We start from the raw sequence: 13,464 nt of genomic DNA on the forward strand, positions 1-13,464 counted from the left end.
TTCACGGCCAGGCGCGGGCCCGGCCTCCCTGTGCCGGCGGGCACCGCGGCGTCATCATGGCCCGGCACCGAGCCGCCCACGCGGCGGCACGTCCCCCGCCGTACGCCCGTACGCCCGTACGCCCGTACGCACCGCCCCGTCCGCAGGGAGCCTGTCCGCACGGATCCCGTGCGCACGCGGCCGTACGCGAGGACGCCGCACGGCACGGACACGGTCCCGCACGCGACCCGCAGGGAAAGCGAGGCAGCAGCATGGCCGGCAGGGGAAGACGAGCGACGATCCTGAGATGCGGCGCGCTGACCGGCGCCGTGGCGCTCACCGTCCTGGGCGGCGCCGCCCCCGGCCGGGCCGCGCCCGGCCAGGACGGGCGTGCGCGCACGGCCACGCCCATCGAGCACGTGGTCGTCCTCTTCGACGAGAACAACTCCTTCGACCACTACTTCGCCACCTACCCCCACGCCGCGAACACGGACGGCACGAGGTTCACCGCGTCGGGGAAGACCCCCGGGGACGTCGACACCCTCGAACACGCCGGGCTGCTGAAGCGCAACCCCAACCAGTACACGCCGAGACGGCTCACCCCGGCGCAGGCCGTCACCTGCGACCAGAACCACTCCTACGGGCCCGAGCAGTACGCCGCCGACGGCGGCAGGGCCGACCGGTACGTGGAGAACACCGAGGTCGGCAGGTGCAGCGGCGGCCTGTTCGGCGAGCCGGGCCTGGTCATGGACTACTACGACGGCAACACCGTCACGGCCCTGTGGAACTACGCCCAGCACTACGCCCTGGGCGACCGCTCCTTCAGCTCGACCTACGGCCCCTCCACCCCCGGCGCGATCAACCTCGTCTCCGGCCAGACGCACGGCGTCGTCTCCGTGGACCCGGCCTCCGGCACCGAGCACCCCCGGCAGACCGGGGCCCCCGACCCGTACACCGTCAAGTCGCCCGACGCGGACGGCGTCGGCACGATGATCAACGACCCGGACCCGGCCTTCGACGACTGTTCGGGCAAGAACCACACCAGCTCCGACGCGCTCGCGGTGATGAAGGGCCGCAACATCGGCGACCTGCTGAACTCCCGGCACGTCAGCTGGGGCTGGTTCCAGGGCGGCTTCCGGCCGACCACCGCATGGAGCGGCGAGCAGGGCGAGTACGCCCGGTGCGACAGCACGCACACCAACGTGGGCGGCGCCGCGGTGATCGACTACAGCCCGCACCACAACCCGTTCGCCTACTACCGCTCGACGGCCAACCCCCACCACCTGCCCCCGGCGGACGTCGCCGAGATCGGCCACGCCGGCCGGGCCAACCACAACTACGACCTCGGCGACCTGTCCGCCGCGCTCAGGGCGGGCCGGCTTCCTGCCGTCAGCTTCGTCAAGGCGCCCGCCTACCAGGACGGGCACGCCGGCTACTCCGACCCCCTCGACGAACAGCACTTCCTGATCGACCGGATCAACGAGATCCAGAGCGCGCCGCAGTGGCGGTCCACCGCGATCGTCATCGCCTACGACGACTCCGACGGCTGGTACGACCACGCCTACGCCACGGTGCGCAACGGCTCCACGGACACCGAGCCCGGCTCCGACGGCAAGGCCACCGACAGTCCCGCCTGCCAGGCCGGACCGAAGGCGGCCGGCGGCTACCGGGACCGTTGCGGCCCCGGGCCCCGACAGCCGCTGCTGGTGATCTCCCCGTACAGCAGGGTGAACCGGGTCGACCACACGCCGACCGAGCAGACGTCGATCATCCGGTTCATCGAGGACAACTGGCACACCGGCCGCGTCGGCGACCACTCCTTCGACGCCCGCGCGGGCTCGCTCGCCGGCATGTTCGACTTCCGGCACCCCAACAACCGGCAGGTGCTGCTGAACGCGGACGGCTCGGTGAAGTCCGTGGGTCCGATCCGGCAGGTGGCGCCGGTCGCCACGGGGATCGACTCCGGTCCCGCCGTCGAGAAGGCGGGGGCCGGCGGGGCTCCGCGGTTCCCGCTCCGTCCTGCCGGCCTCGCCGTCCTGCCGGCCGCGGTCGTCGTCGGCGCGTACCTGGCCCTGCGCCGCAGGGGCCGGGGCGCCGCCTGACCGGTGCCCGCCATCGCGACGGCCGCCCCGTCGGCGACGGGGCGGCCGTCGCGGTGCGCGACGCGCCGTGCGTGAGGCGCGGTGGGCCGGCGGGTCAGGGCTGGAGCGGCAGCGTCCAGCAGTTGGAGGCGGCGGGCTTGCCGGCCAGCCGGTCGGTCAGCCAGGAGACGGCCGCGTCCTGGTCCGTGAGCAGCGGTCCGAAGTGGTTGAGCAGCGGGCTGATGACGTTCGGCAGGACGACCGGCTTGTAGGTGACGTCCGCGCCCTTCTGGCACCAGTCCACGGCGAGCTGCCGGGCCTGGCCGTGCGGGACGAGGTTGTCGCTGGTGCCGGTGGCCACCCGCACCGGACCGGCCGGCTCCAGCCTGCCGATGCGCTGGGTGTCGAGGAAGTCCTGGAGGGCGGGCGTGGCGGCGATGATGTCGCTCAGCGACCGGCCGTCGGTCGTCCACTTGGTGCTGCGGGAGTAGCCGTAGCGCAGGAGGGCGTCACCGACGCACATGGTCGACAGATCGGCCAGCGCCGCCTTGCCGGCGGCGTTGAGATGGGCCTCGGCGATCGGCTTCAGCTCCGGGTCGGTCTGCAGGAAGCCGTTGAGCGACCAGCCCAGCGCGCCGGTCAGCTCGGTGCCGTCGATGCCCTTGGTGACCGCGGTCAGGTCCGCGGGCGGCGCGCCCGCGTAGGTGCCGGCGAGGGCGACGTCGGGGGCGTACGCCGGCTGGAGTTCGGCGGCGGCCGCGGTGGCGCCGCCGCCCTGACTGTAGCCGTACAGGCCGACGCGGGAGGCGGCGGTGACGGAGGCGCCCTGGACGGAGCGGGCGGCGCGGGCCGCGTCGAGGACGGCGTGCGCCTCGTCGACCCGGTTGACGTAGGTGTGCAGCCGGTCGGTGGCGCCGAGACCCGCGTAGTCGGTGATCACGACCGCGGTGCCCGCGGCCAGCAGCCGGTAGACCGACAGGTCCTCGTAGCCGACCGACATCGTCCGGCCGTTGAGCGTGATCGGGTGCTCCAGGCCCAGCGAGGCCGCGCACTGGTCGCCCTGGCCCATGGTGCCGGGCGCGACGACGACCAGCGGGCGGGGTCCGCCGCCCTGCCAGCGCGCGGCGGGCTCGATGTAGGCGCCGGTGACCGCGACCGGGGAGCCGTTCGCGTCGGTCGACTTGTACATCAGCCGGGTGGCGCGACCGGGCAGCGGGCCGTCGAGACCGGAGACGCTGAGGGCGAGCGGAAGCGGTTCGCTGCGGATCAGGGTGCCGTCGGCGGCCGGCAGCTCGGCGGGCGGGTTGTAGAACTCGGGGATCGTGACGCCCCGGGACACCACCGGGGCGGAGTCCGTCGCGGCGGCGGCCGGCAGGGCCTGGACGCCGAGGCACGAGGCGGCGGCGACCGCCGCGGCGATCAGGTGTCTGCGTGGGGGCATGGGGGACCTCCTGGGATGCGGCCGGGCAGGAGAGACCGCCTCGCCCGCGGGCGGCGGCCGATGACCGGGCCCCGGGCGAGGACATGTCAATGCGAGGGGGCGCGGTCGTCCTCCGGCCCCCTCGCGGCACTGGGGAGTGCGCGAGCTGACGAGAAGTTACCCGTCAGTCTGTTACCGGCGGTAGCGTGCGGTAGGTTACGGTTCAGTAATTTGACTCGGCGTCTGATGACGCGTCCGTTCCCGTCACCGGGCGTCAGCGGACACGGTCGTGCGCCGGCGCCCCCGGGCCCCCGCCCGTCACCAGGCCATCTCGTCCAGCAGCAGTGCCGGGTCCAGCTCCGGGGCGCGGCCCAGCGACTGCTCCGCCCAGATCACCTTGCCCCGGGCCACGTAGCGCGTGCCCCACCGCTCGGCGAACTGCGAGACCAGGAACAGGCCGCGCCCGCCCTCGTCGGTGGTGGTCGCGCGCCGCAGCCGGGGCGAGGTGTTGCTGCCGTCGGAGACCTCGCAGACCAGGGTGCGGCCCAGCAGGAACCTGACCCGGACCGGCGGCGCGCCGTAGCGGATCGCGTTGGTCAGCAGCTCGCTGAGGATCAGCTCCGTGGCGAACGACGACTCCTCCAGCCCCCACTCCGCCAGCCGCTCACTCACCTCCGTGCGCACCCGGGAGACCGCCATGACGTCGAACGGCACCTCCCACACCGCCACCCGGGACGGGTCGAGCAGCCGGGTCCGGGCGACGAGCAGGGCGACGTCGTCGCTCGGGTGCTCCGGCAGCATCGTCCTCATCAGGGCCCGGCAGGTGTCCTCCGGCGTCTGGTCCGGGTGCGCGACGGCCGACGCGAGGAGTTCGAGCCCCTCGTCGATGTCCCGCCTGCGGTCCTCGACCAGACCGTCGGTGAACAGCACCAGACGGCTGCCCTCCGGCAGATCCAGTTCACCCGACTCGAACGGGTGCCCGCCCACGCCCAGCGGCGGCGACAGGGGCAGCTCCGGGAACGTCACCCGGCCCAGGGGGTCCACGACCGCCGGCACGCCGTGCCCGGCGCGCGCGAGGGTGCAGTGCCCGCCCACCGGGTCGTAGATCGCGTACAGGCAGGTGGCCCCGGTCACCAGCGAACCCTCGCCGGCCGCGCCCTCGCTCTGCGTGTCCAGCCGCATCACCATCTCGTCGAGATGGCCCAGCAGCTCCTCCGGCGGCAGGTCGAGCGAGGAGAAGTTCAGCACCGCCGTGCGCAGCCGTCCCATGGTCACCGCCGCGTGCAGCCCGTGGCCCACGACGTCGCCGACGACGAGCGCCACCCGGAACCCCGGCAGCGGGATCACGTCGAACCAGTCGCCGCCCACCCCCGACTGCGCCGGCAGATAGCGTGACGCCACCTCCAGCGCGTCCTGCTCCGGCAGGTCCCGGGGCAGCAGACTGCGCTGCAGCGTCACGGCCATCGCGTGCTCACGGGTGTAGCGGCGCGCGTTGTCGATCGCCACGGCCGCCCGGGCCCCCAGCTCCTCGGCGACCGCCACGTCCTCCTCCTCGAACCGGGGACTGCCGGCCGCCCGCCAGAAGTTGACCATGCCCAGCACCACACCGCGCGCCCTGAGCGGCACGGTGATCAGCGAGTGGACGCCGGAGTCCAGCACACGGCGGGCGCCCTGCGGGTCCTGCGCCCGCCAGTCCCGGGCCGCGTGCAGGTCCGGCACCAGCACGGCCTTGCCCTGGCTCAGCGCCGCCACCATCGGGGTGTCGGCCACGACGAACTGGATCAGGTCACCCACCGGCTGCAGCGGATGCCCCGCGCCCGTGCCGCGCAGGGCGGTGCGCCGCATCCGGTTCAGGGCGCCCGTCGGCTCCTCGCCCCGCAGCACCACCTCCAGCAACTCCACCGTGACGACGTCGGCCATGCCGGGGACCGCGACCTCGGCCAGTTCCCGGGCCGTACGCCGTACGTCCAGCGTCGTGCCGATCCGCACGCCCGCCTCGTACAGGAGGGTCAACCGGCCCCGCGCCAGCTCGGCCCGGCCGGTCAGCGCCTGCAGTTCGGTGGTGTCGCGGAAACTGGCCACCAGGCCCGGCGTGCCGCCGTAGGGGGCGGTGCGCCGGGCGTTGACCGCCAGCAGCCGTTCCCCGACCGGGCACACCGCGTCCGAGACGGCCTCGCCCGACACCAGCAGCCCGGTCAGCTCCGGGCCCAGGCCGAGCTCCGTGACGTGCCGCTGGTCGGCGTCCGCGGGCAGGTTCAGCAGGCGGCGCGCCTCGTCGTTGGCGAGCAGCAGCCGGCCGTCGCCGTCGAGGATCAGGACGCCCTCGCGCACCGCGTGCAGAACCGCGTCGTGGTGTTCGTACATCCGGGTCATCTCGACCGGGCCGAGGCCGTGCGTCTGGCGGCGCAGCCGCCGGGTGACCAGGGCGGTGCCCGCCGTCGCCAGCGCGAGGGCCAGCGCCGCCGAACCGACCACCATGGGCACCTGCTGGTCGAGCAGGTGCCCCAGGTTCTCCACCTGGATCCCCGCGGTGACCATGCCGATCACCCGCCGGCTCCCGTCCAGGACCGGCACCACCGCGCGCACGGCGTCCGACGGCCTGCCGTGGAACCTCTCGGTGAACGTCTCGCCCGCGGCGGCCCGCTCGATCCCCGGCGACTTGGTGCCGATCAGCCGCGGCTCGGTGTCACTGAGCCGCACCCCGGCCTTGTCCAGCACCGAGATGAAGTCGACCCCGGAACCCGCCTGCGCCTGCATCGTCGCCGGCTGGAGCGCGGCGGTGGGATCCGGCGACTGGAGCGCCCGCACCGTGCCGGGCGCGTGCGCGAACGCCTCCGCGGTGGCCAGCGACCGCACCCGGGCGCTGTTCTCGCCGTCGTAGCGCCCCTGCAGCACCAGGGCGGCGGCCGCCGCGGCGACGAGGATCAGCACGACGACCACCTGGAGCAGGAACACCTGCGCGGCGACCGTGCCGAGGTTCCAGGAGGACGGCGAGAAGGGGCGCCCCGGAGAACGCCGGGGCCCCGCACGGCGGGACGCGGCACCTGACCGCCGGTCGTTGGACGGCGGTGCCGCTGGGGAACGGGACCGGCGGGAACGTCCGACCATGCTCCCAGTTCTAACACCGCGGTTCCCCGGCGGGCGACCGGTATGTCCGTCCAGACCGTTTTCGGGGCGTCGCCGCCCTCGCGGGAATGCGCGCCCCCGCGCCCCTGTTGACGACCACGGCCGACATGCCCGGGTCAATCCGGAAAGCGGCCGAAAGGAGGACCCCCCATGGCACGCAGCACCGTGCGTCCCGTAGTCCGGCTGAAGTCCACCGCCGGAACCGGAGTCACCTACGTGACCCGCAAGAACCGCCTCAACGACCCCGACCGGCTGGTCCTGCGCAAGTACGACCCGGCGGCCGGTCGGCACGTCCTGTTCCGTGAGGAGCGCTGAACATGAAGGTGCGCAAGTCGCTGCGCTCGCTGAAGTCCCGGCCGGGCGCCCAGGTGGTGCGCCGCCGGGGTGTGGTCTTCGTCGTCAACAAGAAGAACCCCCGCCTCAAGGCACGTCAGGGCTGACGGACGCCGAGCGGTCGGGCGGCCCAGCCCCCGCCGACGCGGGGGCCGGGCCGCCCGTGCGTCTCGCGGGGCCGCCGTGCGCGGCCGTGGCGTCTCGAGGCCGCCCGGACGTCCGGCTCTCGCCCTCGCGGGTCCGCCGGCGGGGGAGCGGGGGCGCGACGGCCGTCCTCGGTCCGTCCGGCACGGTGTGCCGGGCGGACTCCAAGGGCTGTTCCGCCGGGGACTGCGGGACAGCGTTCAGGCCCGGCTGCCCAGGGTCTTCAGCGCGTCGTCCGTGAGCCGGTAGACCGTCCACTCGTCCTGGGGGCGGGCGCCGAGGGCCTCGTAGAAGTCGATCGAGGGGCGGTTCCAGTTCAGGACCGACCACTCCAGACGCTCGTAGCCGCGGGCGACGCAGAGGCGGGCCAGCTCCGTCAGCAGCGCCTTGCCGTGGCCTCCGCCGCGGGCCTCGGGGCGCACGTACAGGTCCTCCAGGTAGATGCCGTGCACACCGCGCCAGGTGGAGAAGTTCAAGAACCACAGAGCGAACCCGACGATCTCGCCGCCGGCGTCCTCGGCCACGTGCGCGTAGGCGGCCGGGTGCTCGCCGAAGAGGGCTTCGGCGAGCTGCGCCCGCGTCGCCCTGGCCTCGTCGAGCGCCTTCTCGTACTCGGCGAGCTCGCGGATCAGGGTGTGGATGACGGGGACGTCGGCGGGGGTCGCGCTGCGGATCATGCGCGCAGTCTCACACACCGGGCCCGCCGCGCCCCGGCCGGGTCGCCGGGAGCGACGCCTCGGGGCCCGGCGTTCCCGTGCGGGGGACGCCGGGCCCCGAGCGCCGCGCAGGGCCCGGGCGGGATCAGACCGCCGGCGCCGGGAAGGTCGGGTACTCCACCCCGGAGACGTGCTGCACGACGCGGATGACCTGGCAGGAGTAGCCGAACTCGTTGTCGTACCACAGGTACAGGATCGCGTTGTCGCCCTCGACCTTGGTCGCGCCGGCGTCGACGATCGAGGCGTGGCGCGAGCCGATGAAGTCGCTGGAGACCGCGTCGGGCGCGCTGATGAAGTCGATCTGCCGCTTGAGCGGCGACGTCAGCGAGACCTCCCGCAGGTGGTCGAGGACCTCCTCGCGGGTGGTCTCGCGGGCCAGCTGGAGGTTGAGGATCGCGATCGAGACGTCCGGCACGGGCACGCGGATGGAACTGCCCGTGATCCGCGCCCGGAGGTCCGGCAGCGCCTTGGCCACGGCGGAGGCGGCGCCGGTCTCGGTGATCACCATGTTGAGCGGCGCGGAGCGGCCCCGGCGCTCGGACTTGTGGTAGTTGTCCAGCAGGTTCTGGTCGTTGGTGAACGAGTGGACCGTCTCCACGTGGCCCCGCCGCACGCCGAACTCGTCGTCCATCGCCTTCAGCGGCGGGACGATCGCGTTGGTGGTGCAGGAGGCGCAGGACAGGATCCGCTCGTCCGGCTTGATGCTGTCGTGGTTGACGCCGTGCACGATGTTGGGGACGTCGCCCTTGCCGGGGGCGGTCAGGACGACCTTGTCGATGCCCGGACGCAGGTGCTTGGACAGGCCCTCGCGGTCGCGCCACTTGCCGGTGTTGTCGACGAGGATGGCGTCCTTGATGCCGTACGCCGTGTAGTCCACCGCCGTCGGGTCGTCGGCGTAGATCACCTTGATCTCGTTGCCGTTGGCGACGATCGTGCTGTTCGCCTCGTCGACGGTGATCGTGCCCTGGAACTGGCCGTGGATGGAGTCGCGGCGCAGCAGCGAGGCGCGCTTGACGATGTCCCGCTCCCCGCCCCCGCGCACGACGATCGCGCGCAGCCGCAGACCGTTGCCCGAACCGGCCTTCTCGATCAGCAGCCGGGCGACGAGACGGCCGATGCGGCCGAAGCCGTAGAGGACGACGTCCCGTCCCTCGCGGCGCTCGATCTTGTTCGCGCCCGTGGCCCCGGCGACGGCCTCGGCGGTGAACTCCGCCACCGACAGGCCGCGGTCGTCGGCGCGGTAGGTAGCGGCCAGCATGCCGATGTCGATCTGGGACGGACCGAGGTCGAGCGCGGTGAGCGTCTCCAGGAACGGCAGCGTCTCGGTGACCGAGAGCTCCGCGCCCGCGATCTGCCGGGCGAACCGGTGGGTCTTGAGGATGCTCACCACCGACTTGTTCACCAGCGAGCGGCTGTGCAGCAGGACGGTGACGTCCCGCTCGCGGTGCAGCTTCCCGATCATCGGGATCATCGACTCCGCGATCTCCTCGCGGTTCTTCCAGTTGGTGAACGAGTCGTCGTTGACAGTCACAGGTTTCTCTTTCGAGCTAGGTGGCGCTCATATGCTAACCCCATGGCAAGTCGATCACGGCACCGGTAGGGGAACGGACTATGAATTCTGGCCAATGGCGGCCCGCGCGTGCGTAGTTGAACGATCCGCGCCCTTGGCGTCCGACCCGCCCCCACTGGACGGCACGAGTCGCGCCCGTCCGTGAGCCGCGCCCTGACGGCCCCCTCGGGCCGGGGGTTTGGCACGGCGGTCCGGCGTGGGTTAAGACAGCGTCGACGACCGATCAAGACTTGGGGAGGGTCTGTGACACGGCCAGAGGCGCCCGACGAGTATCTGACGGCCTACACCCGGATCCTGGCCGACGTGTGCGCCACCGGCCGCCGGCTGACCCGGGACGAACTGGAGTCGCTGCGCGCCCAGGGGGAACGCGCGGCGGAGGCGGGCCACGGACTGCGCACCCTCGTGCGCCGGCACCTGTCGGCGGCCCGCGCGTTCTCGCCCAGCCTGGCCGCCGCCGGCGTCGACCGGGTCCTCGCCGCCGTCGAGCAGGCCGTCGACGCCTTCGCCGAGGGCCATGAGCGGGCGCAGAAGTTCGCCATGCGCCAGGAGGAGGCCGACCGCCGCGAGTTCATCGACGACCTGCTCTACGGACGCAGCGACCTCGGCCGGCTGGCCGAGCGCGCCGAACGCTACGGACTGCTCTTCTCCCGCGCCCACGCGGTCGCGGTCGCCGAGGGCACCCGCCCCGTCGACGACACCCACCCGGCCACCCGGCACGTGGAGACCTCGCTGCTCGGCCGGTTCGGCGACCGACGCGTCCTGCTCACCACGAAGGACGGCCGGCTCGTCTGCGTCGCCCCGGGCGACCAGGACGACGTCCTCGCGTTCTTCGCCAAGCACGCCTACGCCGCCACCGACGGCGGCCGGGTCGCCATCGGACGCCCCCACCCGGGCGCCGGGGGAGTGGTCCACTCCTACGAGGAGGCGCTCAACGCCCTGGAACTCGCCGACCGCCTCGACCTCAAGGAGCCCGTGCTGCGCGCGGCGGACCTCCTCGTGTACCCCGTGCTGGCCCGTGACCGGCAGGCCATGGCCGATCTCGTCCAGGACACCCTCGGACCGCTGCGGACCGCCCGCGGCGGCGCCCAGCCGCTCCTGGACACGCTCATCGCGTACTTCGACGCCGGCTGCACGGCCGCGGAGGCGGCGCGCCGCCTCAGTCTCAGTGTGCGCGCCTTCACCTACCGCCTGGAACGCATCCACAAGCTGACCGGCGCCGACCCGTCCGACCCCGTGCACCGCTACACGCTCCAGACCGCGGTGATCGGCGCCCGGCTGCTGGCCTGGCCGGACGACGGGGTGTGACCCACCGCCGGGCGCGGCCCGGCGGTCCGGCGGCCGGCCGGGAAGGACGGTCAGCGGGCACACGAGTTCCACGGTGGAGAGAAAGACGCGGCCCGGCGTGCGTGTTCCGGCGCGCCCGCCGACAGCGGGGTCGCCGACAGGGATGCGGCGGCACGGATGCGTGCGGCTCAGGCGCCGGGCTCGGGGGCTTCCGGACCCGGGGTGGGCGGGCCGGACCGTATGTCGTCCGCCTCCTTCTCCAGCGCCTCGGCGGTCACGTCGGCGGCCGCGCCGACCCGGTCGCGCGCCGCCAGGGCGAGGACCACGGCGCCGGAGCCGTAGAAGCAGGTCAGGAGCGCGGCGGCCCGGCCGCGCGGCATGACGGACTCCAGCGCCCGCAGCACCGTCTCGTGGGCCGTGCACAGCGCCAGGATCCCGCACACCCCCGCCCCGGCGAACAGCGCGCCGCCCGCCGCGGACTCGCGCAGTCCGGCCATGAGGTCGCCCCGCATCGCCCTGACCTCGCGGCGCGCCAGTTCGGCGGCGTCCTGTCCCAGCCGGGCGGCGGCGTCACCCACCCGGGCCGTACTCGATGACGTGTCCTCGCGCGGTGTGCGCATCGTCGCCTCCTGTCCTCGTCCCCGCGCCGCCCGGTCGCCCGGGGCGGGCGCCTTGCCGCGGCCCGGGGCGCACGGAACGGGCCCGGCCCGGGGCACAGGGATCGACCGCCGCACGGGTGCCACGGGAGGCGGCGGGAAAACACCTGGGAGGGCGATGGAAACACCCGGGTGGACGGGACAACACCCGGGAGGGCGAAGGAAGCACCCGGGGGACGGGGCAACGCCCGGGTGGGCGAAGGAGACACCCGGGGGCACGGGAGGACGCCCGGGGGCCGCGCCTGCGTCCGCCCCCCACAGGTCGGGCCCGGACGTTCACTCCGCCGACCGAGCACAACGCGCGAGTCCGGGCGTCCGGTGCGAGCCTGGTGCGGGGACGGACGGTCCGCCCCGCACCGGGCGGCGTCCGCCGCGGGCCGCACGGCCGTTCCCGTCGACGTCCTCTCGGCCGCGGCACCGGCCCGCGGGCCCGCCGGCCCCCACCACGTCCGCCCCGACGAGCGGCGGCCACGGGCCGCCGCCTGGGACGAGGAAAGGTGCGATGGACGCCATCGAGTTGTTGAGACACGACCACCGCATGGTGGAGCAACTGTTCCGCGACTACCACGCCGCGGCCTCCGAGACGCAGCGGCGCGGGGTGATCGAGCTGACCGTCCGCGAGCTGTCCAAGCACGCGGCGCTCGAGGAGATGATGGTCTACCCGATGGCCAGGAAGGTCCTCCCGGACGGCCCGCGGAAGATCGACGAGCACCTGAGCGAGCACATGGCCGTCAAGAAGCTGCTGCTCGCCCTCGACCGGCTGCCGGCCGGCGACGACCGTGAGGGCGACCTCATGGCCCAGCTCAGGCGCGAGGTCGAGGAACACGTGCGCGAGGAGGAGGGCGAGCTGCTGCCCGAACTGCGCGAGCACGTCTCCCGACAGGACCTGGACGAGCTGGGCCGCCTCCTCGACCAGGGCAAGCGGAGCGCCCCGACCAGGCCCCACCCGAACGCGCCCGACCAGCCCCCGGCGCTGACGGTCCTCGGCCCGGTGGCCGCCGCCTACGACCGATTCCGCGACCGTCTCCAGGGAAGGCCGAGCACATGACCATCGACAGTGGCACCAGCCGCGTCAGCCAGGACCCCGAAGGGGCCCACGATCGGGCCGGCTTCGACGAGATCTCGATCCTCTGGATCTCCGAGGGCATGAGCTGCGACGGCGACACCGTCTCCATGACCGCGTCGGACCAGCCGTCGATCGAGGACGTCGTCCTCGGGCTCATCCCCGGTCTGCCGAAGGTCAACCTCTACAACAAGGTGCTCTCGCCGAGCCTGGGCGGGGAGGACTACCTCGCGCCGTTCCGCGCCGCGGCCCGTGGCGAACTGACCCCGTTCATCCTGGTCATCGAGGGCTCGATCCCCAACCAGAACATCATCGAGGGCGACGGCTACTGGACCTCCTTCGGCAACGACCCGGAGACCGGCGAGCCGCTCACCCTCAACTGGTGGATCGACCAGCTCGCCCCCAAGGCATGGGCCGTCGTCGCGGTCGGCACCTGCGCGACGTACGGCGGCATCCACGCGATGGCCGGCAATCCCACCGGCTCCATGGGCCTCGCCGACTACCTCGGCTGGGACTTCAGGTCGCAGGCCGCCCTGCCCATCGTGAACGTGCCCGGCTGCCCGATCCAGCCCGAGAACTTCATGGAGACCCTGACCTGGGTGCTCTACCACGCCGCGGGTTCGGCGCCGCCCCCGCCGCTGGACGAGATGCTGCGCCCGCAGTGGCTGTTCGGCAGGACGGTGCACGAGGGCTGCGACCGGGCCGCGTACTACGAGCAGGGCGACTTCAGCCGGGACTACAACTCGCCCAAGTGCCAGGTGAAGGTCGGCTGCTGGGGCCCCGTGGTCAACTGCAACGTGCCCAAGCGCGGCTGGATGGCGGGCATCGGCGGCTGTCCCAACGTCGGCGGCATCTGCATCGGCTGCACCATGCCGGGCTTCCCCGACGCCTTCATGCCCTTCATGGACGAACCCACCGGCGGCAGTCTGTCCTCGGTCCTCATCCGGCCCTACGGCGCCTTCATCCGGCGGATGCGCGGCATCACCAGCATGGCCGTCAACAAGGAACCCAGGTGGCGCCACAACCGCTCCGAGCTGACCAGCGGCTACGACCCGCACTGGCGCGCCGGGCAGAAGAGCGGGGTGCGCTGAC

General features: G+C 73.3%; 11 protein-coding genes. 6 read left to right on the forward strand and 5 right to left on the reverse strand.

Annotated elements, in window-relative coordinates:
• The first annotated feature begins 251 nt into the window (after nt 1–251).
• A complete protein-coding gene (locus ACH5A8_RS34425; RefSeq protein ID WP_399007931.1) occupies nt 252–2,081 on the forward strand; it encodes a phospholipase C in 1,830 nt (609 codons plus the stop codon).
• 94 nt (nt 2,082–2,175) lie between these two features.
• Here the strand turns inward: ACH5A8_RS34425 and ACH5A8_RS34430 are convergent, their stop codons facing one another.
• Nucleotides 2,176–3,501: a lipase family protein gene (locus tag ACH5A8_RS34430; protein ID WP_399007932.1), complete on the reverse strand. Its 1,326-nt coding sequence runs from the start codon at nt 3,499–3,501 to the stop codon at nt 2,176–2,178.
• 297 nt (nt 3,502–3,798) lie between these two features.
• Nucleotides 3,799–6,588, reverse strand: a complete 2,790-nt coding sequence (locus tag ACH5A8_RS34435; protein ID WP_399007933.1) for a SpoIIE family protein phosphatase — start codon at nt 6,586–6,588, stop codon at nt 3,799–3,801.
• Nucleotides 6,589–6,756: 168 nt separating this feature from the next.
• On the opposite strand from ACH5A8_RS34435, the gene rpmG reads away from it, so the two are divergent.
• The gene (gene rpmG, locus ACH5A8_RS34440; protein ID WP_009193041.1) at nt 6,757–6,921 is read left to right on the forward strand and encodes a 50S ribosomal protein L33; all 165 of its coding nucleotides are present in this window, start codon (nt 6,757–6,759) and stop codon (nt 6,919–6,921) included.
• 2 nt (nt 6,922–6,923) lie between these two features.
• Nucleotides 6,924–7,046 (forward strand): type B 50S ribosomal protein L36, encoded by a 123-nt coding sequence (ykgO, locus tag ACH5A8_RS34445; protein ID WP_103547485.1) that lies wholly within the window; start codon nt 6,924–6,926, stop codon nt 7,044–7,046.
• A gap of 237 nt (nt 7,047–7,283) precedes the next feature.
• On the opposite strand, the gene ACH5A8_RS34450 is transcribed toward ykgO, so the two are convergent.
• Complete coding sequence (locus ACH5A8_RS34450; protein ID WP_399007934.1) at nt 7,284–7,760, reverse strand: GNAT family N-acetyltransferase; 477 nt, start codon at nt 7,758–7,760, stop codon at nt 7,284–7,286.
• A 124-nt stretch (nt 7,761–7,884) separates the two neighbouring features.
• Nucleotides 7,885–9,330 carry a glyceraldehyde-3-phosphate dehydrogenase gene (locus ACH5A8_RS34455; protein ID WP_399007935.1) on the reverse strand — a complete coding sequence of 482 codons (1,446 nt, stop codon included), beginning with the start codon at nt 9,328–9,330 and terminating at the stop codon, nt 7,885–7,887.
• 282 nt (nt 9,331–9,612) lie between these two features.
• On the opposite strand from ACH5A8_RS34455, the gene ACH5A8_RS34460 reads away from it, so the two are divergent.
• Complete coding sequence (locus tag ACH5A8_RS34460) at nt 9,613–10,674, forward strand: PucR family transcriptional regulator (protein ID WP_399007936.1); 1,062 nt, start codon at nt 9,613–9,615, stop codon at nt 10,672–10,674.
• A 167-nt stretch (nt 10,675–10,841) separates the two neighbouring features.
• On the opposite strand, the gene ACH5A8_RS34465 is transcribed toward ACH5A8_RS34460, so the two are convergent.
• Nucleotides 10,842–11,273, reverse strand: a complete 432-nt coding sequence (locus tag ACH5A8_RS34465) for a phage holin family protein (protein WP_399007937.1) — start codon at nt 11,271–11,273, stop codon at nt 10,842–10,844.
• A 538-nt stretch (nt 11,274–11,811) separates the two neighbouring features.
• Here ACH5A8_RS34465 and ACH5A8_RS34470 point away from each other — a divergent pair.
• Both ACH5A8_RS34470 and ACH5A8_RS34475 read left to right on the forward strand, forming a co-directional pair.
• Nucleotides 11,812–12,357: a hemerythrin domain-containing protein gene (locus ACH5A8_RS34470; RefSeq protein WP_399007938.1), complete on the forward strand. Its 546-nt coding sequence runs from the start codon at nt 11,812–11,814 to the stop codon at nt 12,355–12,357.
• Nucleotides 12,354–13,463, forward strand: a complete 1,110-nt coding sequence (locus tag ACH5A8_RS34475; protein ID WP_399007939.1) for a hydrogenase expression protein HypE — start codon at nt 12,354–12,356, stop codon at nt 13,461–13,463. The genes ACH5A8_RS34470 and ACH5A8_RS34475 overlap by 4 nt, the downstream gene beginning before the upstream one ends.
• Nucleotide 13,464: the final 1 nt, after the last annotated feature.

Origin of the sequence: Streptomyces sp. NPDC018610, assembly GCF_044391765.1 — a bacterium.
Lineage (GTDB): Bacteria > Actinomycetota > Actinomycetes > Streptomycetales > Streptomycetaceae > Streptomyces.

Excerpts from the sequence above, each read along its gene's own strand:
- ACH5A8_RS34425 (WP_399007931.1), top strand. The coding sequence starts at position 252 with ATGGCCGGCAGGGGAAGACGAGCGACGATCCTGAGATGCGGCGCGCTG.
- ACH5A8_RS34430 (WP_399007932.1), bottom strand. The coding sequence starts at position 3,501 with ATGCCCCCACGCAGACACCTGATCGCCGCGGCGGTCGCCGCCGCCTCG.
- ACH5A8_RS34435 (WP_399007933.1), bottom strand. The coding sequence starts at position 6,588 with ATGGTCGGACGTTCCCGCCGGTCCCGTTCCCCAGCGGCACCGCCGTCC.
- rpmG (WP_009193041.1), top strand. The coding sequence starts at position 6,757 with ATGGCACGCAGCACCGTGCGTCCCGTAGTCCGGCTGAAGTCCACCGCC.
- ykgO (WP_103547485.1), top strand. The coding sequence starts at position 6,924 with ATGAAGGTGCGCAAGTCGCTGCGCTCGCTGAAGTCCCGGCCGGGCGCC.
- ACH5A8_RS34450 (WP_399007934.1), bottom strand. The coding sequence starts at position 7,760 with ATGATCCGCAGCGCGACCCCCGCCGACGTCCCCGTCATCCACACCCTG.
- ACH5A8_RS34465 (WP_399007937.1), bottom strand. The coding sequence starts at position 11,273 with ATGCGCACACCGCGCGAGGACACGTCATCGAGTACGGCCCGGGTGGGT.
- ACH5A8_RS34470 (WP_399007938.1), top strand. The coding sequence starts at position 11,812 with ATGGACGCCATCGAGTTGTTGAGACACGACCACCGCATGGTGGAGCAA.
- ACH5A8_RS34475 (WP_399007939.1), top strand. The coding sequence starts at position 12,354 with ATGACCATCGACAGTGGCACCAGCCGCGTCAGCCAGGACCCCGAAGGG.